18 protein-coding genes and 1 pseudogene are annotated in these 21691 nt (G+C 48.1%); 16 read left to right on the plus strand and 3 right to left on the minus strand.

Features of this window, described 5'->3' with window-relative positions; genetic code table 11:
• Nucleotides 1–5 precede the first annotated feature (5 nt).
• The 5 genes from ACYCS5_RS21990 (at nt 6) to ACYCS5_RS22010 (ending at nt 10094) form a co-directional block, all read left to right on the plus strand.
• Nucleotides 6–7262 carry an amino acid adenylation domain-containing protein gene (locus tag ACYCS5_RS21990; RefSeq protein ID WP_459760125.1) on the plus strand — a complete coding sequence of 2419 codons (7257 nt, stop codon included), beginning with the start codon at nt 6–8 and terminating at the stop codon, nt 7260–7262.
• Nucleotides 7259–7477, plus strand: coding sequence for an MbtH family protein (locus tag ACYCS5_RS21995; RefSeq protein ID WP_459760126.1), 219 nt, complete (start codon nt 7259–7261; stop codon nt 7475–7477). The genes ACYCS5_RS21990 and ACYCS5_RS21995 overlap by 4 nt, the downstream gene beginning before the upstream one ends.
• A gap of 300 nt (nt 7478–7777) precedes the next feature.
• Entirely contained in the window at nt 7778–8839 is a 1062-nt protein-coding gene (locus ACYCS5_RS22000; RefSeq protein WP_459760127.1) for an SPFH domain-containing protein, read from the plus strand.
• Nucleotides 8836–9837 carry an NAD(+)/NADH kinase gene (locus ACYCS5_RS22005; protein ID WP_459760128.1) on the plus strand — a complete coding sequence of 334 codons (1002 nt, stop codon included), beginning with the start codon at nt 8836–8838 and terminating at the stop codon, nt 9835–9837. Before ACYCS5_RS22000 ends, ACYCS5_RS22005 begins: the two co-directional genes overlap by 4 nt.
• A gap of 77 nt (nt 9838–9914) precedes the next feature.
• Nucleotides 9915–10094 carry a hypothetical protein gene (locus ACYCS5_RS22010; protein WP_013309345.1) on the plus strand — a complete coding sequence of 60 codons (180 nt, stop codon included), beginning with the start codon at nt 9915–9917 and terminating at the stop codon, nt 10092–10094.
• 76 nt (nt 10095–10170) lie between these two features.
• Here ACYCS5_RS22010 and ACYCS5_RS22015 read toward each other — a convergent pair whose 3' ends face one another.
• Nucleotides 10171–11184: a helix-turn-helix transcriptional regulator gene (locus tag ACYCS5_RS22015; RefSeq protein ID WP_459760129.1), complete on the minus strand. Its 1014-nt coding sequence runs from the start codon at nt 11182–11184 to the stop codon at nt 10171–10173.
• 172 nt (nt 11185–11356) lie between these two features.
• Between ACYCS5_RS22015 and ACYCS5_RS22020 the strand changes: the two genes are divergently transcribed.
• From ACYCS5_RS22020 to ACYCS5_RS22070, 11 genes and pseudogenes are all read left to right on the plus strand, one after another.
• Nucleotides 11357–12124 carry a class I SAM-dependent methyltransferase gene (locus tag ACYCS5_RS22020; protein WP_459760130.1) on the plus strand — a complete coding sequence of 256 codons (768 nt, stop codon included), beginning with the start codon at nt 11357–11359 and terminating at the stop codon, nt 12122–12124.
• A pseudogene (locus ACYCS5_RS22025) lies at nt 12111–13194 on the plus strand (saccharopine dehydrogenase family protein). The gene ACYCS5_RS22020 and the pseudogene ACYCS5_RS22025 overlap by 14 nt, the downstream one beginning before the upstream one ends.
• Before the next feature lie 145 nt (nt 13195–13339).
• On the plus strand, nt 13340–13735 hold the full coding sequence (locus ACYCS5_RS22030) for a hypothetical protein (protein ID WP_029516441.1): 396 nt from the start codon (nt 13340–13342) through the stop codon (nt 13733–13735).
• A gap of 25 nt (nt 13736–13760) precedes the next feature.
• Nucleotides 13761–14318, plus strand: a complete 558-nt coding sequence (locus ACYCS5_RS22035) for an SMI1/KNR4 family protein (RefSeq protein WP_459760131.1) — start codon at nt 13761–13763, stop codon at nt 14316–14318.
• Nucleotides 14319–14568: 250 nt separating this feature from the next.
• Complete coding sequence (locus tag ACYCS5_RS22040; RefSeq protein ID WP_459760132.1) at nt 14569–15282, plus strand: HAD family hydrolase; 714 nt, start codon at nt 14569–14571, stop codon at nt 15280–15282.
• A complete protein-coding gene (locus ACYCS5_RS22045) occupies nt 15279–15866 on the plus strand; it encodes a GNAT family N-acetyltransferase (protein WP_209949601.1) in 588 nt (195 codons plus the stop codon). The genes ACYCS5_RS22040 and ACYCS5_RS22045 overlap by 4 nt, the downstream gene beginning before the upstream one ends.
• 223 nt (nt 15867–16089) lie before the next feature.
• On the plus strand, nt 16090–16572 hold the full coding sequence (locus ACYCS5_RS22050) for a ribosomal maturation YjgA family protein (RefSeq protein WP_459760133.1): 483 nt from the start codon (nt 16090–16092) through the stop codon (nt 16570–16572).
• Nucleotides 16573–16632: 60 nt separating this feature from the next.
• Nucleotides 16633–17844 (plus strand): rhamnogalacturonan acetylesterase, encoded by a 1212-nt coding sequence (locus tag ACYCS5_RS22055; RefSeq protein WP_029516446.1) that lies wholly within the window; start codon nt 16633–16635, stop codon nt 17842–17844.
• Nucleotides 17845–17959: 115 nt separating this feature from the next.
• On the plus strand, nt 17960–18904 hold the full coding sequence (locus ACYCS5_RS22060; RefSeq protein WP_459760134.1) for a class I SAM-dependent methyltransferase: 945 nt from the start codon (nt 17960–17962) through the stop codon (nt 18902–18904).
• Nucleotides 18905–19210: 306 nt separating this feature from the next.
• Entirely contained in the window at nt 19211–19768 is a 558-nt protein-coding gene (locus tag ACYCS5_RS22065) for a hypothetical protein (RefSeq protein WP_029516448.1), read from the plus strand.
• A gap of 30 nt (nt 19769–19798) precedes the next feature.
• Nucleotides 19799–20359 (plus strand): GNAT family N-acetyltransferase, encoded by a 561-nt coding sequence (locus ACYCS5_RS22070; protein ID WP_459760135.1) that lies wholly within the window; start codon nt 19799–19801, stop codon nt 20357–20359.
• 7 nt (nt 20360–20366) lie between these two features.
• Here the strand turns inward: ACYCS5_RS22070 and ACYCS5_RS22075 are convergent, their stop codons facing one another.
• Together ACYCS5_RS22075 and ACYCS5_RS22080 are read right to left on the minus strand one after the other, a co-directional pair.
• Nucleotides 20367–20708, minus strand: coding sequence for a GIY-YIG nuclease family protein (locus ACYCS5_RS22075; protein ID WP_165145001.1), 342 nt, complete (start codon nt 20706–20708; stop codon nt 20367–20369).
• Nucleotides 20709–20863: 155 nt separating this feature from the next.
• On the minus strand, nt 20864–21622 hold the full coding sequence (locus ACYCS5_RS22080) for a DUF2087 domain-containing protein (RefSeq protein WP_459760136.1): 759 nt from the start codon (nt 21620–21622) through the stop codon (nt 20864–20866).
• Nucleotides 21623–21691 lie beyond the last annotated feature (69 nt).

Below are 21691 nucleotides of genomic sequence, written 5' to 3' on the forward strand. Positions count from 1 at the left end.
TGTGTATGCTCAAGCATCAGGCTATTCGTCTTCCTTTGTCGGGAGCGCAAGCGGGCATTTGGTTTGCCCAACAGATGGATTTGCAAAATCCGGCCTATAATACCGGTGAATACGTTGAGATTCACGGGCCGGTCGATCCCATTTGCTTTAAGGAAGCACTTCGCCGCACGATGGCAGAGGCTGAATCACTGCATTTGCGGTTCGGAGAGGATGAGGATGGACCCTGGCAGATGATTATGCCTTCTGGGGAATGGACGCTGCACCAAATCGATGTAAGCGCAGCTCCTGATCCTCGTAAAGTTGCTGAAGTCTGGATGAGGGATGATTTGCTGAAGCCGATTGATCTTACCCAAGGGCCACTGTTTACACAGGCATTGTTTCGGGTAGGTCATCATCAATTTTTCTGGTATCAGCGTGTTCATCATATTGCATTGGATGGTTTTGGCTTTTCGCTCATAGCGCAGCGGGTGGCTCAACTGTACACATCTTTAGCGGAAGGCCGCTTGGACGAAGAGGGTTGCTTTCCGCGGTTTAGCCAACTATTGGAGGAAGATTCGGTCTATCGCGTCTCGGAGAAGTTTGGACAGGAGCGTGAATTTTGGATCAAACGCTTTGCCGATGGGTTCGAGGTGGCTAGTTTGGGAGACCATGCGACGAGAAACTCCGGGCATGTAGCTTCGAAAGAAGCGATGGCTGGAGGTTTCGTACGCGTTACAGCCCATGTCACCTCTGCGGAGCGTGAACGTCTTCAGATGGCTGCGGAACGTCTCAACGTGAGCTGGCCGGATGTAATTTTGGCGGCAATGGCTATTTATATTCACCGGTTCACAGGTGCACAAGACGTTATACTTGGCTTGCCAATGATGAACCGATTAGGCTCAGCCTCGCTCCGTGTGCCGGGTATGGTGATGAATTTGTTGCCGCTGCGTTTGTCGATTCAGCCAGGAATGAAGGTAGCCACATTGCTCCGTCAATTGGTACAGGAGCTGGGTGAGATACGGCGTCATGCAAAATACAGGCATGAGGAGCTACGGCGTGATCTGCGCTTGCTTAGTGAAAACAGGAGATTGTTTGGTCCATTGGTCAATATTATGCCATTTGACTATGAGCTGAATTTTAACGGTTCTCGCGGAATTACACATAATCTGTCGGCAGGCCCGGTTGATGATCTGTCCTTGAATGTCTATGACAGGTCGGACGGATCTGGATTGCGCATAGATTGGGATGCCAACCCTGCTATGTATAGCAAACGGGAAATAGAAGAGCATCAACAGCGTTTCTTGCAGTTGCTTACAAAGGTCGCAGCTTCGGAACCAGAACAGCCGGTTGGACAAATCGACCTCCTGCTGCCTGCGGAGCGTCAGCTTATACTGAAGGGCTGGAATCGTTCTTCCAGTCCGATGCCAGTCGCTTCCTTACAGGAAATGCTCCAGCTACAGGCGGAACTTAGACCTGATGCTGTAGCTGTGGAATGTGACAACGACATGGTGGTTAGCTATAAGGAGCTGAATAAGCGGGCGAACCGATTGGCCCATTGGCTGATTGCTCATGGGACAGGACCTGAGCAGATCGTTGCCCTGATGCTCCCTCGCTCCGTCAATATGGTTATAGGGATGCTGGCTGTGCTTAAAACGGGCGCGGCTTATGTTCCACTGGACCCTGATTATCCGCAGGATCGTGTTGCTTATGTGCTGGAGCATGCGTCTCCGGTCTGCATTTTAACCAATGCCCAGGTAGCGGACCGCATACCGGCAGACATTTCTGTGCCACGTATGTTTTTGGATGGAGGAAGCGGCCAAGGGGATTCGGCGGCTGTTTTGAACGGACATAATCATGAACTATCAGCCTACCCGGATACGAATCCTACGGATCGTGAACGTGTTCAGCCTTTATCCACGGACCATCCTGCGTATATTATTTATACCTCTGGCTCAACGGGCAAGCCGAAGGGAGTCGTTATTACTTTCAAGAGCCTGACAAATTTTTTGCTTGCCATGCAGGATCAATTCACGTTGTGTGAGCAGGATCGACTGCTGGCAGTTACGACGATATCCTTTGATATCTCCGGACTGGAAATCTATTTGCCCTTGCTGAATGGTGCGCAACTGATTATTGCCCGGAAAGAAACCGTTCAGGAGCCGTCTGCTTTGGCCGAGCTGATTAACCGTTCACAGCCTACTCTGATGCAGGCGACGCCTACGCTGTGGCATGTGCTGGCAACGGAACACCCAGAGACTATTCGGGGCTTGCGGGTGTTGGTTGGAGGCGAGGCTCTGCCTGAGGAATTGCTGCATACACTCCAGCGTCTGGATTGCCGCATTACGAATCTGTACGGTCCCACCGAAACGACGATTTGGTCTACTGCAGCTTCCATCGAAAAAGGGGACACGGGAACACCGGCTATCGGCAGACCTATCCGCAATACGCAAGTGTACGTACTTGACGGTAGTCTTCAGGCAGTTCCGGCAGGGGTCACAGGGGACCTGTACATTGCCGGGGATGGGCTGGCTCGGGGATATTACGGCCATCCGGATTTGACAGCGGAGCGCTTTGTAGCCAATCCATTTGGCCCTCCGGGGAGCCGGATGTATCGAACTGGAGATTTGGCCCGCTGGAGATTGGACGGATCTCTTGAATACGGGGGGCGTGCGGACCACCAGATTAAAATTCGCGGCTTCCGCGTTGAACTGGGTGAAATTGAAGCCGTTTTGGCGCGGCATCCCGATGTAGCTCGAGTCTCTGTGATTGTCCGTGAGGACCGCGAGGGCGATCAGCGGCTGGTTGCCTATATCGTACCGATCGCTGCCGCAGCAACGCCGGTGCTTACCGGAGCTGAGACAGAGACTATTCAGCAGGAGCCAGGTAGGTCATCGGGACAAAGTGAGCAATCCGAAAAAAAAGCGCCTGCCGAACCTTTTGGATATCAAAGTATAAGAGGGAACTTGGGCTCATCGCCTCATCGTTTGCATTCACTGGCGTTACGTGAATATGCCGCTGCGAGTCTGCCCGATTATATGGTACCTTCAGCGTTTGTGATGCTGGGGGCCTTGCCGCTCATGCCTAATGGCAAGCTGGACCGTAAGGCATTGCCTGCTCCTGTTATGGATAAGATTCTCCACGTCCGTACTCCCAGAACACCACAGGAAGCCATGTTGTGTGACCTGTTCGCAGAAGTGCTGGCACTACCGATAGTCGGTATTGATGACAGTTTCTTTGATCTGGGCGGTCACTCGCTACTTGGCGCACGCTTGATGGCAAGAATCCGGGAGGTATTCGGGGTAGAACTGAATATAGGCCGCCTGTTTGAAACTCCTACGGTTGCCAGTTTTGCGGAACGACTGGACCAAGGGCAGAGCTTAAGGCCCTCATTGCTTCCGGCCGTACGTCCACAACGAATTCCTCTCTCCTTCGCCCAGAGCCGATTATGGTTCCTGCATCGGATGGAGGGACCAAGCCCTACATATAATATCCCACTCGTTATCCGTATGTCGGGGGATGTAAATGTGGAGGCACTTCAAGCTGCCTTAGGAGACATCGTGGCCCGCCATGAGACGCTGCGTACGATTTTTCCAGATGTGCAAGGTGTAGCGCAGCAGGTCATTCTGGAAATGCAGCAAACTTGGCCTGTACTCCGTGTGACGAAAATTTGTGAGGCAGAGCTGCCACACATGCTTGCTGAAGGGTCACGTTACTGCTTTGATCTTGCAGTGGAGCCGGCTTTGCGAACCGAACTGTTCACGCTGTCTGCTGACCAGCATGTGCTGCTCGTGACGTTGCACCATATTGTCGGAGATGGCTGGTCGCTGAATGCACTCACACGTGATTTGGCTACAGCCTATGCTGCGCACATCGACCGTTATGCACATGCGGAACAATCCGCACATCCTGAAAGCATGGCACCGGTGTTGCCGATGCTGCCTGTACAATATGCGGATTATGCGTTATGGCAGCAGGATCTGCTTGGCAGGGAGAACGAGGCTGGCAGCCTGATGAACAAGCAGCTTGCTTATTGGCACGACGCATTGAAAGGTCTACCGGATCAAATAGATCTGCCTACAGACTATCCACGCCCTTCCGAGGCCAGCTACCGGGGAGATACCGTAGTATTGCGTATCGCTCCCGAATTGCATGAGCAGTTGCTGCGTTTGGCTCGTGAAAGTCGGGCCAGCCTGTTTATGGTGGTGCAGGCCGGGTTGGCCGCATTGCTAACCCGATTGGGTGCAGGGACGGATATCCCGGTGGGCAGTCCGATAGCGGGACGTAACGCAGAGGGACTGGATCATCTCGTGGGCTTGTTTATCAACACGCTGGTGCTTCGTATCAACACATTGGGCGACCCTACTTTCCGTGAGCTGTTGGAACGGGTCCGTCGTACTTGTCTGGATGCGTATGAACATCAGGATGTACCCTTCGAGCGGCTTGTAGAGATGCTGAACCCTACACGTTCCAGATCGAGACATCCATTGTTTCAAGTTATGCTTGCTTTACAAAACACCCCTGATCCCGAATTGCTGTTGCCCGGTGTGGAAACTCAACTGCAATTGGCCAGCGTGGGTGCAGCGAAATTTGATCTGACGGTGGAGCTGCGCGAGTGTCGGACCGCAGACGGGCGACCTGATGGAATCGAGGGATGGATCGAATACAACACCGATTTATTTAAAAGAGAAACGATAGAAGCTATGAAGGTACGGCTGGAGCGACTATTGGTGGCCGCGGTGGCTAATACAGAACAACCGATAGGGGCCCTGGATATTTTGGGACCCGAGGAACGACACGAAATTCTCGTGAAGTGGAACGGTGACACGAACGCGAGCACTTGTCCTAACCAAGCGTCTACCTCGAGCTTGCCTGTTTTATTCGAACAACAGGCTGCCCGTACCCCGGGAGCTGTTGCAGTTTCATACGAAGGCAACCAGCTAAGTTATGAGGAATTGAACGCGCGTGCCAATCGACTGGCGCATCTGCTGATAGCGCGTGGTGCAGGTCCAGATCGCATTGTGGCGCTGGCGCTTCCTCGGTCACTGGATATGGTTATTGCATTGCTGGCTGTGCTTAAATCGGGAGCCGCCTACTTGCCGCTTCATCCTGCTTATATTATTTATACGTCCGGTTCTACCGGAAAACCAAAGGGAGTAGTTATTCCTCATCAAAATGTCGCGCGTTTGTTTGATTCGACGCAGCCCTGGTTTCATTTTGGTCCATCGGATGTATGGACTCTGTTCCACTCCTATGCGTTTGATTTTTCAGTATGGGAAATTTGGGGACCGTTGCTGCATGGAGGCCGTCTTGTCATTGTGCCGTATACTGTCAGTCGTTCTCCGGAGCAATTCCTGCAATTGCTGGTGAACGAGAGTGTAACGGTGCTCAATCAGACACCTTCGGCATTTTATCAACTGATGCAGGCTGATCTTGAACAGCCTGTCCTTTCACAAAAGCTGGCGTTGCGTTATGTCGTATTTGGTGGTGAGGCTCTGGAACTGGGCCGGCTGCCTGCATGGTATGAGCGTCATGCAGACGATACTCCTACCTTGGTGAATATGTATGGGATTACGGAGACAACTGTACATGTCAGCTATATTGCGTTGGACCGTGATATGGTGGCTGAAAAAGCAAACAGTCTGATTGGGTGTCCCATCCCTGACCTGCAAGTGTATGTGCTGGATCATCGACTTCAGCCTGTCCCGCCGGGTGTAACGGGTGATTTATATGTCGCCGGTGCTGGATTGGCACAAGGCTATTTGGGAAGACCCGCTTTAACGGCAGAGCGTTTTGTAGCCGATCCGTATGGTTTGCCGGGGAGCCGGATGTATCGGACAGGTGATTTGGCCCGCTGGCGGTCTGACGGCTCGCTGGAGTATGCCGGACGTGCTGACCAGCAGGTCAAAATACGTGGTTTTCGCATGGAGCCGGGAGAAATTGAAGCGGTGCTGGTTCGGCATGATGATGTGGCTCAGGCAGCGGTCATTGTCCGCGAAGATCAGCCGGGGGACAAACGACTCGTCGCCTATATTGTTCCTGTACCTGGCGGTGAACCGCAAGCGTCCAGACTCCGACTGCATGCAGGAGTCAGCTTGCCTGATTATATGATACCGTCAGCTTTTGTCACGGTATCCGATCTCCCGCTTACACCTAATGGCAAGCTGGATCGTAAAGCATTACCTGCTCCCATGCAGATGGCTGCGGGTGGAGGAAGGGGACCGCGAACGCCACAGGAGGAAATCCTGTGTGATTTGTTTGCCGAGACGCTTGGCATGGAGCGAATCGGTATAGATGATGGCTTTTTTGATCTGGGCGGTCATTCATTGCTGGCTGTGAAGCTAATTAGTAGAATCCGCGAGGCATTGGGTATCGAGTTGGGCATTGGCAACCTTTTTGGAACGCCAACAGTGGCTGGCCTAGCTGAGCAGTTGAACGTAGGTGCCAGTCAAGGGGCTTTGGACGTTTTGCTGCCTTTGCGGGCAAGCGGATTGCAAGCTCCGTTGTTCTGTGTACACCCGGCAGGCGGATTAAGCTGGTGTTATGCGGGCTTGATCCAGTCCATGGGCAAGGATTATCCGATTTATGGCTTACAGGCTCGCGGGATCGCCCGACAGGAGGAATTGCCGCAGACACTGGATGATATGGCAGCCGATTATATTCGTCATATTCGCACAATTCAGCCCACAGGACCGTATCATCTGTTGGGGTGGTCTTTGGGAGGGAATGTAGCTCATGCAATAGCGACACAGCTTCAATACGAAGGAGAGACGATTGCGATTCTGACCATGCTGGATTCCTACCCAAGCAACCATTTGCCGCTGCGGGGAGGACCAGATGAGGAGGAAGCGTTAATCGCTCTGTTGGCTCTGGGGGGGTATGACCCGGATAGTCTGAATGATGAGCCTTTGCGGCTTTCCACCGCTCTGCATATCTTACGAAGCGATGGTAGCGCCTTGGCCAGCCTCAGCGAGGAGACGATTTTAAACCTCAAGGATACTTATGTAAATTCTGTGCGTATCTTGGGGGAGTACGTTCCGAGACGGTACAAAGGCGATATATTATTTTTCCGATCTACAATTATCCCAGATTGGTTTGAGCCAATTGCTCCGGAAACCTGGCTTCCCTATATTGATGGACAGCTAGAGCAGCATGAACTGGATTGCCGTCATAAGGATCTGTGCCAGCCGGGACCCTTGTCTCATATTGGAAAACTGATGGTAGCAAAACTATACAGGCTTTCTAAATCAATACATCACAATCGCAAGGAGGAAAACAAACCATGATTAATCCTTTTGAGCAGAATGAAGGTGGTTATTTAGTGCTGATGAATGGAGAAGGACAGTATTCACTCTGGCCTGATTTCCAGCATGTACCGACTGGATGGGAGGTCGTTCACCCGACAGACAGCCGTGAGGCATGTATGGATTATATCAGCACACATTGGACAGATATGAGGCCGGATTCCTTGCATCCCAAGGCCGATGCAGTGCATCGCTAATCGGGGAGTCATCATATCTTTATACAACTATACAACTGTTGCTCATATATGACCCATGAAATGATGACAAATGTAACGCCTTTTGATGATACCATACAATTTTTCGTGATCTTTAAAGTTTCATAGAAGGCAGAGAACGAATTAGGCTGTTTCCTCTAACCGAGCGTATCGGAGGGGAAACGGCCTTTGTTTTTTATAAATGTCATATTGATATTATCGGGAACATGTGTTATTTTATTGTTAATAATAAAATGATAATAACAAAATAATATAAACTATAAAGAAAGCGAGGAAGCGGCTATGTTTGGATTTAATTTTGTTAAATTTCAGCCCAGTGAATATGTGATGAAGGTGAAAAACGGGAAGGTGGTGCGGGAGGGTGTTGGATTATCTTTTTATTACTACGCCCCGACCACCTCGGTTGTTGTCGTGCCCGTCTCTTCTATTGATGCGCCGTTCATGTTTGAGGACATGACAAATGATTTTCAGGCGGTGACGGTACAGGGGCAACTGACTTATCGAATTGTGGATTATCGGAGAACGACGCAGATTTTAAACTATACGTATGACTTGAAGGAACGACGTTACATTTCGGATGATCCAAGCAAGCTGGCCCAACGGGTGATTAACATTGCCAAGGTGCTTACCAAAAAGTATTTGGAGCGTGTCCCGCTCAAAGAAGCTGTTCAGTCCAGTGAACGTCTGGCCCAAAACATGACAAAGGATATTGCTCAGCATACGGAAATGGAAAAGCTCGGCATTGAGGTTATGGGGCTGTCGATTTTGGCGATTCTACCTAATAAGGAGACGATGAGAGCGCTGGAGGCTCAAGCGAGGGAAGAGATTCTTCGCAACGCGGATCATGCTTTGTATGAGCGTCGTAATGCATCTATTGAGCAAGAGCGGCGTGTGAAGGAAAACGAGCTGAACACTGAGATTGCAGTGGAGACGAAAAAAAGGCAGATCCGTGAAACTCAACTTGATGCCGAGCGTTCCGTAAAGCAAAAGCAAAGTGAGATGAAAGAGGAGCAGCTACGATTTGACACGGCCTTGGAGGAGAAAAAACGCGAGCTGATTGAGCTGACCGTAACGAATAAAAAGGCAGAAGCCGATGCCAAGGCCTATGAGCTGACAGCCGTCATGAAATCGTTGCAGGATGTTGAACCGAACGTACTTCAAGCTATGGCCAACATGGATATGAGCCCTGATAAGCTGATTGCGATAGCATTTCAGGAGCTTGCAGAAAATGCAGGGAAAATCGGTCAGCTGAATATTACGCCGGATCTGCTGCAAGGTCTCATGTCAGATACGGGAGCAAGCGGAGCAGCAGGATCGAGAGGGTCTGGAGGAAGAACACGATGAGCAGCCGAATGACAGAGCAGAAGATCATTTTGGTGAAGCGTAAAACGCGACTGGAGGAACTGATTGTCCGATACAATACGGTGCAGCAGGCTCGCTTCTTTATGGAACGGCTGGGTGCGGATTTCAGTGATTATGTGCTGGAGGACGAAAATTACCGCAGGGCGGTGGCAACGGCAACGTCGGAGTTAACGGCCTTGGGACGTGTTCAGATTGTGGAGCGAGAGCATGTGCCGAACTTTATTTTTGGTGAGCAGGATACAGTGGTGGTGCTGGGTCAGGATGGGCTGGTAGCCAACACATTAAAATATTTGACAGAGCAGCCGCTTATCGGTGTGAATCCAGATCCATTGCGCTGGGACGGGGCATTGCTGCCGTTTACCGTATCCGACCTGCGGTGGGTAGTGCCGGATGTGTTTGTGCACAGACGGCCAATTAAGGAAGTTACGCTGGCTAAGGCCCAATTAAATGATGGCCAATCCTTGTATGCTGTAAATGATTTGTTCATTGGACGCAAAACTCATGTTTCCGCGAGATATGAGCTAAGGCTGGAGGATCAAGTAGAGCAGCAATCCTCCAGCGGCATTATCGTTTCAACCGGATTGGGAGCGACAGGCTGGCTGACCAGCGTACTGGCTGGAGCGGCCGGAATTGTCGGCAGTGCTACACGGCATCCAATCTCGCTGACTCCAAGCCAGCTGATGCCAGGTACAGCCTTCAGTCAGGAAGGGACAGCAGACGGAATGAGTCATGATCATCGTGCAACCTGGAGTTCGCCATCGCTTTATTTTACGGTGAGAGAACCATTCCCCAGCCGAACGACTGCTGCGGATCTCGTGTTTGGTCAGGTAGCAGCCGAAAAACCGTTACGGATTGCATCGCAGATGCCGGAAAACGGAGTTATTTTCAGTGATGGAGTAGAAAGTGACTTTCTGGAGTTTAATGCTGGCATTGAGGCGATCATTGAACCCGCGGAGAAAAAAGGGCATCTGGTCGTGTAGAGGTTTGTACAGGACGGCAATGGGTAATTATGAGTAAGGTACAACCATCAGATGAAATTAAAAAAGGAGGAATCAACATGAGCGACCACACTCAAGACGAAGCGAAAATCCGCAACAAGAAGGACGAGGACGGAGATTCCTTGATGGAGAAAACGAAGCTGGAAAATGGCGTGGATATCGAGCCTGAGGCTGATGAATGGATTGCGAAGCCCTCACCAGTGTCATACGATGATACGAACTCCTCTTCGAAGAAATAAGGCTCTGGCATTCCAATAGAGCAGTGATGCAAAGACAGATGATCCCTAATCGGGTCATCTGTCTTTTTTACATAGGTTAATTGAATCTGGAATATACCTTCCATACTAGCTCACGACGGCTGCTTACATCTGTTTTCAAGAAAATCGCTTTCAGGTGATCCTGCACCGTGTAGGCAGTAATATGAAGTGCGCTGGCCAGCTCCTTGGTCGAAAAGCCCTGAACAATGAGTTGGACAATTTGTCTCTCTCGTTCGGACCATGAGTACACCTCAGCCATAAGCGGTAGCATGTCAGTTGCTTTAGCAGCCTCAAACCATACGGCTAGCTGCTTCTGTCCCGTATGCTTCTGTCCGCCTTGCAGAAGGGTGGCTCTGATGGTTACCCATGGGGCTCCTGCGTCTGTGGAGGGGATACATAGTCGTGCTGGTGCAGTGGCAGTGGATAGCGCTCGCAAGCATACCACCCGGACGAGAGCCGGAAGACCCTCTTCATGGATTCCCTCCTGCTGCCGAAGCAGCTTTAGCCAATGCATTGCTACTGTATTGGACGAGATCGGTTCTAGCTTATCGGAAAGCATTAGAACTCCTGGCTCAAGTTCATTTTCCGTGATCATGACAGGGGCTGAAGATAAACCGACACTGGCCTGACGCAGATGGTAGGCTATGGACGGCGCTAACGTTTCAAGCAGTTGTTGCTCTTCCACGCTAAATACAGGCTTTCCGTGATGACGGAACAACGTAAGAAATCCCCAACAGCTCCCTTTGTACATAAACGGAACACGCAGCTCGTCCCCGAATCCGGCGGGTTGCAAAACATCTCTATATCGTGTGCTCCGATCCGGTTGGCCTTGTGTAGACCCATGTAGCGTCGCTACAGACTGTCCTTCTCGCACCAACTGATCATATTTCATCATATCGTCGTGCAGGTATTCGTATTCTAGTAGTTTGTTATGAATGTCCTCCACACCCGACTCTGTAAATGCCCCTGTGGAAAGCAGCGTACGTGGATCTACTGAGGTACAGCACGCCGCATCGAAAGTAACCTGAGTACGCAAGCGGTCGATTAGGGTGTGCTTGTAGTGTGCGTTCATCATTTACTCCTATCGAGAAAGCTGGAGATTCTCAAGCGCGATTATTAAATCCCACATTTATGGGATGGTGGATATTTGTATTGTCTTTATAATTGAGAATGATTCTTAATTAAATCTACAATAAACGAATGGTCTGAGAAGATCAAGGCTAAATGTTTGGAGGAAAGCACATATGAGACATACCCCTATTGGAAATACGGACTCAAATCAACCTATGAGCTGGAATCATCCGAATGTGCACAAGTACGCGGATACGATTGCTTTAAAAATACCTGGATATGCTCATTTGTACGAGATGACAGATGGTTTGATAACCACACAGCTTGAGGCACAAGCTCATATTCAAAATATAGAGCCGAATGTGCTAATTGTCGGAGCTGGAGGTGGTCAGGAATTGATTACGCTCGGAGGGCGCCATGAAGCATGGTCCTTTACGGCAGTTGATCCCTCTGAGCACATGCTGGATTTGGCACATAAGCGTGTGACACATGCGGGCATCCGTTCAAAAATATCGTTTGTTGCAGGTACGTTGGAAGAGTCATCCAGAGGACCGATCTATGACGCTGCAACCTGCCTGCTGGTGCTTCATTTTCTTCAGAACTTGGAAAGTAAACAGGCATTGCTACGTCAGATATCCGCTCGACTCAAGCCGGGTGCGCCTTTTTGTCTAGCTTCTATTAATGGGAATCCGCAGGAGCCTTCTTTTTCCATCCAAATGCAGGCATGGAAAGGTCATATGCTAAGTCAAGGCATTTCGCTGGAGGATTGGGAACGATTCTCTGCTTCCATCGGTCGTGAGTCAAACCCGGTGTCCAATGCGGCAATACAGGAACTGTTGATAAATGCGGGTTTTACCCACATCACCCAGTATTATGGCGCTTTTTTAGTGAATGCATGGTTTGCGATTAAAGTGGGGGAGACGGCTTATGACAAAGGATAACATCATCATCATTGGCGGGTATGGCCATGTTGGAAAAATGGTATGCACGGAGTTAAGTGAAATGTTTCCCGGCAAGGTATTTGCCGCAGGTCGTAGTCTGGAACGGGCCACTGAATTTAGCCAACGATCGAATGGTAAGATACGGCCCTTGCAGCTTAATATTCATGAGCCGATGGACCCGTCGATATTAGAGCAAGCCAAATTGGTAATCATGTGTCTGGATCAGGACAATACGGCCTTGGTACGTGCTTGTCTTCGACATGGGGTGCATTACATGGACATTACCGCGAATGCGGATTTTTTGAGTCAGGTGGAGGAGTGTCATCAGGAGGCCCGAGATTATCAGGCCATAGCCCTGTTAAGTGTAGGATTAGCTCCGGGACTGACCAATGTTGGCATTGCAAGCGACACAGCTCATGGATCAGACGGATGAGTTGAATATATCTTTGATGCTGGGCTTGGGGGATCGACACGGTCAGGCTGCCATTGAGTGGACAGTAGATCAGATTCATGCCGATTTGGAGGTTATAGAACAGGGACGTTTTGTGACTCGAAAAAGCTTTACTGGCGGAATAGTGGCAGATTTTGGTGCAGGAGTGGGTCGTCATCGGGCGTATCGATTTCCTTTTTCAGATCAGCAGACACTTCCTCGTACGCTCAAAGTTCCTACGGTTAGCACACGCCTTTGCTTCGATTCGCGCTTGACCACTCGGCTTCTAGCAGGGCTTCGGACGATAGGAGTTTCAGGTCTACTCCGACAGCAAACCGTGCGTGATGCAGTGGTTCGCAGCTTTAGCAAGGTACATATAGGTGGGAATGCTGTAGCGGTCAAGGTAGATGCTCGAGGAACTCTCAATGGCAAGGAGACGAAGGTCGAATGTCGGCTAAGGGGTCACCATCAGTCTGATTTAACCGCTAAGGCAGCCGTCTTTGCAGCGCTCGCCCTGTACCGTTCAGAACTTCCATTCGGTGTATTTCATACGGAGCAGGTTTTTTCATGGAATCGCATGCGGGCTTGGTTAGGGCAGCAAGTAGCCGCAGATATTCAGGTGAACGGACAGCAAGCATAGAAGTCATACATTCTAATAAATGAATCTCATATAATCCAAGCTTATTCAGCAACGCATTGCGGATAGGTCTTGGATTTCTTTTCCTGTTAGATTACACTAGAATGAAGTACATATTTTTGGAAAAGACCTAAGGGGATGATATGAAATGTGGAACCCCTATGAAAATAGCAGACAGCATCCGCACGATTTTATAATAAAATATCGATTTTACACACCGGAAGAAGGAGGCAGGAAACAGCTGCCTATTCAGGGTTATCGCTGTGATTTTGCCTATGAGGGTGACGACATCGGGAATACGGGAATTTATGCCATACATCCTGAGTTTGAAGATGGAGATGGTCAACTGATTATGGATGTTGGTCGTCCTGTTCAGCGGGAAGGGCAAGCGAGAATGTGGATTTTGTTTGGAGAAATGAGGAAAAAGGTACACCGACATCGGATACAGGTAGGAACAAGGGGATATTTCATGGAAGGTCCGCGCCGTGTTGGTGAAGTTGAAGTTACAAGCCTGGTAGGCCTCTTGACCAATCCGGTCAACTAGGTAGTTGCTGAGGAGTCGATAAGAGATGGATATCGCTTATATCATAGATTTATTACGTAAACACGATGTGACCCTAGCTCCAGGCTTATCCATGCAGGAGATTACCGACGTCGAAGGCAGGTATGATATTCACTTCCCGCCCGATTTGCGGGAGCTTCTGATGAGTGTTCTTCCCATCGGTAAAAGCTTTATCCCTTGGAGAGATACGTCACCACAGCGGATGGGTGTAATCCGGCAAAGGTTGAATTGGCCGCTGGAAGGTATGATTTTTGATGTGGAGCAGCATATATTCTGGCCTCCCGAATGGGGCGAAAAACCGACAGATTCGGCGGAAGCCGTTGATATATGTAAACGTGAGTTTTTACGTGTGCCCAAGCTAATCCCAATCAACGGACATCGGTATATCCCAGAGCAGCCATCTGAAGAAGGAAATCCGGTATTTTCCGTATATCAAACGGATATTATCGTGTATGGGGAATGTTTGCAGGAGTATTTCAAGCTGGAATTTGGGGAGAAGCCTTATGAACAAATTGATTTTAATGCCGTAAAAAAAGTGCGTTTTTGGAGCAACTTGTGTGAGTGAGTGTCAGGAAGATGAATAAGTCGAAACGAAGGAAGGGGAGCATGATGTGAAGGTGGAGCAGGATTTGGAAGAAATCAAAGAAAGGTTGACCCAGATCGAGACCAAACTAGAACAAAAGTCGACCTCCAAGAGAATCTTGAAGTACATGATCATTATTTTCTTGTCTATTTTTTTTCTTTTATTTCTAATAGGAATTATTCAGTTTGTTTCAGCCTAATCGATACAAGGGGATGAAGGAAGGGAGCTATTTATGTCCATAGAAGCAATCATTTTTGATCTGGATAATACTCTTATTCATCGTAAACAGGCGTTTGCGGCATATACAGAGCGCTTTATAGAACGATTTATAGTGGCAGAAGAACCGGCGATCCGCGCGGCTGTCGTTGAACAGATACGATTGGCGGATCGGGACGGATACCGGGATAAGAAGGAACTGTATACCGAGCTGCATACAGACTTGGAACTGAAAAATCCCGATACGTCAGTACAAGAGATGCTGGGCTTTTGGTATAGTGAATTTCATAAGTTTACGGTGTTGATGGACGGGGCCAAGGAAGTATTGTCCGAACTGCGGTCGCGTGGCTTGAAGCTCGGTATTATTACCAACGGCTCACTCCGCACGCAGCAAGCGAAAATCGACCGAGTTATGCTGAGGGATTATGTGGATTCTATTATCGTGTCGGGCGGCGTCAACATCCAGAAGCCTCATCCTCGAATTTTCGAGTTGGCTCTGAATGAGCTGGACATTGTCGATCCCGACCATGCCTGTTATGTAGGCGATCACCCGACAAATGATATTCGTGGTGCACAAAGTGCAGGATTGCATACCATCTGGCTGGAAGGCTTTATGACGTGGCAGGAAACGGGCATTGTACCGGACTATCAGATTGGGAGTTTGTGTGAAATCACAGGTTGGCTGGATCGTCGCAGTTATTCAACGAATAAGGAGGAGGGTGCATCATGAGTATGGAGCAGCAACCGAATCCGATTCTCTTATCGTTCCCGGACCAATTCCAGACGGAGAGATTGACCATACGCGCTCCGCAGTGGGGGGATGGAGCGGCAGTCAATGAGGCGATGCGAGAAAGTGCGAATGAACTGCGGCCTTGGCTTCCGTTTGCAAGAAATCTTCCGACGGTAGAGGAATCTGAAATCCGTTCGCGTCAAGCCAGACTTAAATTTCTGGATCGCTCTGATATGATGTTGTATATATTTGATACGGCTTCGGGAGAATTTGTAGCCAGCAGCGGTCTGCATCGGATTGATTGGGATACACGAAGATTTGAAATTGGGTATTGGCTCAGAACATCCTGGACTGGAAAAGGCATCATAACAGAGGCCGTGCACGGTATTACGGATTTTGCCATACAGCATTTGCATGCCAATCGGGTGGAGATTCGTTGTGATTCCAGAAACACGCGCAGCGCCAAGGTAGCGGAACGTGCAGGTTTTACACTGGAGGGGATTTTAAGAAACGTCGAGTATGATGAAAAGGGGAGCATGGCACACGAAATGGTTTTTGCCAAGGTGCGTGGTATTGAATTTTAGTATCCTCACATGAACAGTTTGGAAGTTGCTGATATGTTTGTACGATATTACGGAGGCTCATTATGATTAATTATATTATGAAAAATACAGACAAGTTGGTGTGCATACAATATGACATCAGCAAAAGGCTCAGCAATCTTGCAAACGCTATCCAAGAGAGGATGCTTTACGAATTTCCAGCAGCTTGGCGGAGATGTCCTAGCATTAGGACAGGTGATGTAGCATGAGAAGCGTTCGTAAGAGCGTCAGCAGGAAGGACAATCGGGAAATAAAGGCGAAATTCCGCTGGAAGGCCCGCGCTGCGTACCTAATTGCTGTGCTGGTCACGATCTTGTTGGGTTTGGGAAGCCGAGTTTTCTCCTCCCAGTTGCCTGAATTCGTTGCTAATCACTTTGGGGATGCCTTGTGGGCGTGCATGATTTATTTTGGGCTGAGAATGTTGGGGGTGAATCGTCAATTGTCCGTAGCCCTGTGGGGCAGCTTGCTGTTTTGCTTCGCCATTGAGTTCAGCCAGATGTACCAGGCTCCCTGGATTAACCACATTCGGGCAACGACACTGGGCGGCTTGGTGCTTGGGAAAGGGTTCCTGACCGCGGATCTGATCAGGTACACGGTTGGCATTGTGGTATCCTGGGCGCTAGACCAAGGCTGTCAAAAGCTGGCGGGGATCAATACACGTATAGACGATGACAAACCACTCAAATAATCTGAAAAGCGAGGGTTGCGCTTGAAACAAAAGGGAAAGCGTCACAGGTTGTTCGGTAAGATGATTGGATTATGCGCAGGGTTCAGCTTGTTGTTTGCAACCATACTTATCCCAGGGCAGGCATTAGCCGAAAAACAGCTTGTGGCACCTCTTCGTTTTGATTTTGGCCCCGGCAAGGTAGCTGACGGCTACACCCAAGTCACTGCCAATGATGTTTACACGCCTGAGCGAGGCTATGGATTTACCGATCTTTCCAAAGTGAATGAAGAAGATCGTGGTGGAAGTGATGCTATACGCTCAGATTTTGTTCGTGTTCAAGGATCATCCTTTGTTGTCAATTTACCACCTGCGGATTACACGCTTTCCCTGATTGCCGGAGATACTGCCGGAAACACAGACATTACGGTTAAAGCCGAGTCCATCGTCAAGGTAGAACCTACTGCTAAAACAGCAGGACAATTTGTCGAGGCTGGATTTGAACTTGCACTCATCGACGGTCAGCTCGAATTGTATTTCTCAGGTAATGAAGCGAAGATTAACGCTTTGGTTATTACCCCAAAGGATGCTCGAACGGCTGGAGAACATCCTTCGGTATACCTTGCGGGAGATTCTACGGTTCAAACCTATAAATCCGCGATGAAGCCTCAGGCGGGCTGGGGGCAAATGATTGCTCCGTTCTTCACAGATGAGCCTATTTTTGTGAACCGTTCTATTGGTGGACGAAGTACGAAAACCTTTCTGGTACAAGGGCGGTTAGATGATATTTTACGCAATATCCGTCCAGGAGATTATCTGCTCATTCAGTTTGGGCATAATGATGCCGCGATCAACAACCAAGAGCGTTATGTTTCACCCGCGGATTACAAAGTTTACTTAAAAACCTACATTCAAGGAGCCATCCAACGCGGTGCAACACCTGTGCTAATTACTCCTGTTGGCCGCCGGGATTATGATGCGGCAAGTGCCTCGTTTCGGATTAGTTTCCCGGAATATGTGCAGGCCATGAAGGAAACAGCATCGGAGACAAATGTTGCACTGGTCGATCTTAGCCGCTTGAGCGTAGCGTACTATGATACACTTGGACTGGAAGGAACACTCCCGTTATTTTTGCATGTGGAGCCAGGGGTGTATCCTGCATTTCCTGATGGAGTGAAGGATGATACTCATTTTCAGGAATATGGTGCGGAGCAAATAGCTCGGCTGGTAGCTCAGGGAATACGTGAGCTGAATATTCCTTTATCCTCTTATGTACAGGTGGAAGATTCGCAATAAAACATTATTTCCATAGCCATGGTATACTTAGAAAATAAGCTGGCCCTACCCAAAGATAACATTGTTTAGGCTTGGGTAGGGCTTTAATGTTCTGGATCTTAAGGAGGAAGCGAGAATGACAGTCGCTCAACTTCATAATCTTATTAACGGTCAACTCCTGTACAATCAGCATCGGAGTTTATTTTATATGCGCGAGGGTTCTGTTCTGTTAGGACCTTCAACGGAAATGACGTACTGGCTGACGCAGAGAAGCTCAGAACTGATCCTCATGTTTCAAGGCTTGAAGCGCCAGCATATGTATAACGCTTTTGTGACGGATGTAGCGGCTAAAATACTGTCCCAGTTTGTAAATACCAATCAATATCTACATTTTCACACAGCTCATGTGAGGGAGCTTACGGAGCTGTATGATCGACTTTTCACCCGGATTGAGAAACTGTTCCAGAAGAAATTTATAGATAGAGCAACCTTGGACTTACTGCTTCAGCAGCATTACGGGCATTTGAGAGATTTTTTAACTCGTACCAACGGACGTGAAATGTTTGCTAAGTATGCAGAGTGTGAGTATACCTTTTGGATACCTTGTGAGGAATATACGCCGGAGTTGCAAGCCAATCTGCTAGGATTGGACATTGCTCGTTTGCAAGAGCCTGTTCTAGATGTTGGTTGCGGATCTGAGGCACGGTTGGTTACTTATTTACGTGCCTGTGGAATTGAGGCTTACGGAACAGATCGGTTGGCTGAAACAGAAGGTTGGGTCACTCAAGGAGATTGGTTAGAGACCACCTTTGGGGAACGCACATGGGGAACGATCGTTTCACATATGGCATTCTCCAATCATTTTATACATCATCATCTGAAGGCAGATGGTAATATTCATGAGTACGCTCGCAAATATATGGAATTGCTTAGAGCCATTCGGCCAGGAGGGAGTTTTATTTACAGTCCGTGCCTTCCATTTATGGAAGGGCTTTTGGATGCCCGAATGGGTTATCAGGTAGAGTATATCCAGTCATCTGAAGGTTACAGGGCCACGAAAATAACGCGTATACATTCATAAGCGCTAGTAGTAGTCCATTCATTTGTCAGATTCCTTCTTGGAATGGTATTATAAGGATAGATATTACTCTATTTGGGATTCAGTTGATGATAGAAATTCTCATGACGCTAATTTGACACCATAGAGGATGATCATTAGCAGCATGGCTGCACTGAATAATAATGATTAGCCTACGGATAACTGAATTTTAGGGAAGATTAAACCATATTTTCCTAAAAGCCGATATATGGGAATGAGGCGAGAACATACTGTTATTAAACCCGCCCGAAAATGGATGTATATAATTGGGTTAGGAGAGTAGAAGAAGTGTCAGATCTGTATACGAAAAAAGAAGTAGAAGATTATGTAACCAACGTGGTTTTCGAACGACCTTTAGGTGTAAGCATTTCAGCCATTTTATTGATCTTTAATGGAGCACTTCTGTTGGTGACCCAGCTATTGACGCTTAATGCATTAAATGAGGCTGCTACGTTAGTAGGCATTTGTAGGGGCATGTTTCAAGGATTTATCGCGTTACTTGGTTTGGCAGGGACGACTGCCGGTATCGGCATGTTATTTGGTAAGAAGTGGGCTTGGTGGCTGGCAGTATTTTATTTTACATATGAGACCATGCGTTATACGTGTGCAATTCTGTTTATTCCAGATGTCCCTCCAACGTTGGGCGGTGTACAGTTAAACCCTGCTTTATACTACGTAAAATATGGTATGCGTATTATTTGGAATTTGTTGTTTACGTTGTTCATGTGTCGTAGTAAAGTGACGGGTTTTTTTCAAACAAGTGGAATCAGCAAGTGGAGAGCATGTATTGCATTATTCTTCATCAATGGAGTGATAGTTGGGATTGGCTGGTGGCTGATAAGATAAGGTTCTTCGATGTGAAGGAGGAGATAGATCATGGCAATGGAAACGTTTCCGATTTTAGAAACCGATCGGCTTCGTTTAAGACAGCTTACAGTAGGGGATGCGGAGGATGTATTCGGTTATTTCTCCAAGGATGAGGTCACACAATATTATGACTTGGAAAGCTTTACAGAGGTAGAGCAAGCCGAAAAATTTATTCGTTCGATGCTAACCAGATATGAGAAGCAAGAGGGCTTTCGTTGGGGGATTACATTAAAAGAAGCTCCTGAGCGGATCGTGGGTACAATTGGATTCCATAACTGGCAGAAGGAGCACTCCCGTATTGAAATCGGCTATGAGCTGGCACCGGAATATTGGCGGCAAGGTCTGATGACAGAGGCGATGAAGGTGGTCGTGAATTATGGCTTTCAATTGCCGAAGGTTCACCGTATAGAAGCCTTCATTGATCCAGATAACGAAGGCTCCAAACGGCTGCTACTCAAAAGTGGCTTTACTAAAGAGGGTCACCTGAGAGACTATTTTTATGAAAAGGGTCAATTTGTCGACGCTGTTATTTTTGGATACCTTCGGGAAGAGCATCCCGTGAATCGGTAAGTTTAGTTTACAAATACCCTTTGTCCCCGTAAGGCTGGAGTCGATCAAGCCAGGTCTGCTCCAGCTTTGCTAGTGCATCTTTGACATCAAAGAACGCTGATTCCTTTTTCTTCAAAACGTCCAGCACTTCAAATTCAAACGAATCTTCGCCGTACTCATTCCATTCCTGTTGTAGTTGTTTATTCTTAAATCCACCCATATTTAGCTCAAAACGCCGTCCATTCAGCGACTTTAAATTCGGCGTAGAAGAGACGAAAATTTTCTCATTACGTGTGTTGCGAATGCAATAGATTCCTGCCTCTGTCTTCATCTCCATGTATTGCTGCACCAGTTCTTTTCTTCGATTCATTGTCGAATCCTCCTATTTGAGCATTTTGCATAAATCCCAAGAGCATTTTCAAATCAGCAATGTATAGATCGAAACGCTTTAGTTCGTCTATATATTGTACCTACGAGCGTTGGGAATCGAATTATGCAAAATGCTGATTTCATAAGCGCCTAGCTTCAAGATTCCTTCAACCAATATTCACTGCCATCCGGTTTGCGATCCAACAGACTGTATTCAATCATATATCTTCGCACCGTGACATAATCGTCATACACTTCCTGTAAAATCGCATTGATATCCTTCTCATGATATATTTGTCCCTTCATAAAACGGCCCGCAATTTCACGCAGCACAATCAGCTTGTGCTTTTCTTGCATTTTAAAGGTCTTAAGGCGCCCGTCTGTACCATTCGGAAAATACTTCGTGAGTACCTTTTGCTTTTCGTCTTCTGTAATGTTGTAGCGTTCGTCCACCATCCGTGCTCCTATGGGTACTTCTACAATGGCGGGAGCGTGACGGTCCTTCTCCTTTAGCAGCTCCATTAATGTGAGAAATACCTTGGCCTGCCGTTCTTTTTCTTTGAGACCAAAGCGATGATTACGTATGGTGGATGCGCTACCGATTCCGGTTTCCTTTTGAATATCCGCATCACCCATGCCTTGATAAAATAACTGAAGCAACCGATTCTGATGATCTGTCAGTCCAGTCAGCTTTTTGTCCAGGCCGATCAAATAGTCAAAGACCGAACCGTACGTCCGCTCAATATGAAGTCGCATGTACCTCTCCGCGTCATAAAATACCCCTTGATCCTGATATATGATGCCTTGCTCATATCGCTGTCCGTCCAGCAGGCAAATGACCTGCTCTTCTTGGCGAATATATCCACGCTTCAGTTCTTCGATACCAGCATTCCAGAATAGTTCGGAATGATCCATTTTAGCAAACACCTCAATTAAATGATGATTATATTATAGACAATATAACATTTTGTTTATTTTAAATCA

It is taken from the genome of Paenibacillus sp. SEL3, from assembly GCF_054602585.1.

Excerpts from the sequence above, each read along its gene's own strand:
- ACYCS5_RS22070 (WP_459760135.1), top strand. The coding sequence starts at position 19,799 with ATGGCAATGGAAACGTTTCCGATTTTAGAAACCGATCGGCTTCGTTTA.
- ACYCS5_RS22055 (WP_029516446.1), top strand. The coding sequence starts at position 16,633 with ATGATTGGATTATGCGCAGGGTTCAGCTTGTTGTTTGCAACCATACTT.
- ACYCS5_RS22040 (WP_459760132.1), top strand. The coding sequence starts at position 14,569 with ATGTCCATAGAAGCAATCATTTTTGATCTGGATAATACTCTTATTCAT.
- ACYCS5_RS22080 (WP_459760136.1), bottom strand. The coding sequence starts at position 21,622 with ATGGATCATTCCGAACTATTCTGGAATGCTGGTATCGAAGAACTGAAG.
- ACYCS5_RS22020 (WP_459760130.1), top strand. The coding sequence starts at position 11,357 with ATGAGACATACCCCTATTGGAAATACGGACTCAAATCAACCTATGAGC.
- ACYCS5_RS22030 (WP_029516441.1), top strand. The coding sequence starts at position 13,340 with ATGTGGAACCCCTATGAAAATAGCAGACAGCATCCGCACGATTTTATA.
- ACYCS5_RS22075 (WP_165145001.1), bottom strand. The coding sequence starts at position 20,708 with ATGAATCGAAGAAAAGAACTGGTGCAGCAATACATGGAGATGAAGACA.
- ACYCS5_RS22010 (WP_013309345.1), top strand. The coding sequence starts at position 9,915 with ATGAGCGACCACACTCAAGACGAAGCGAAAATCCGCAACAAGAAGGAC.
- ACYCS5_RS22015 (WP_459760129.1), bottom strand. The coding sequence starts at position 11,184 with ATGAACGCACACTACAAGCACACCCTAATCGACCGCTTGCGTACTCAG.
- ACYCS5_RS22045 (WP_209949601.1), top strand. The coding sequence starts at position 15,279 with ATGAGTATGGAGCAGCAACCGAATCCGATTCTCTTATCGTTCCCGGAC.
- ACYCS5_RS22005 (WP_459760128.1), top strand. The coding sequence starts at position 8,836 with ATGAGCAGCCGAATGACAGAGCAGAAGATCATTTTGGTGAAGCGTAAA.
- ACYCS5_RS22050 (WP_459760133.1), top strand. The coding sequence starts at position 16,090 with ATGAGAAGCGTTCGTAAGAGCGTCAGCAGGAAGGACAATCGGGAAATA.
- ACYCS5_RS22035 (WP_459760131.1), top strand. The coding sequence starts at position 13,761 with ATGGATATCGCTTATATCATAGATTTATTACGTAAACACGATGTGACC.
- ACYCS5_RS22060 (WP_459760134.1), top strand. The coding sequence starts at position 17,960 with ATGACAGTCGCTCAACTTCATAATCTTATTAACGGTCAACTCCTGTAC.
- ACYCS5_RS21995 (WP_459760126.1), top strand. The coding sequence starts at position 7,259 with ATGATTAATCCTTTTGAGCAGAATGAAGGTGGTTATTTAGTGCTGATG.
- ACYCS5_RS21990 (WP_459760125.1), top strand. The coding sequence starts at position 6 with ATGCTCAAGCATCAGGCTATTCGTCTTCCTTTGTCGGGAGCGCAAGCG.
- ACYCS5_RS22000 (WP_459760127.1), top strand. The coding sequence starts at position 7,778 with ATGTTTGGATTTAATTTTGTTAAATTTCAGCCCAGTGAATATGTGATG.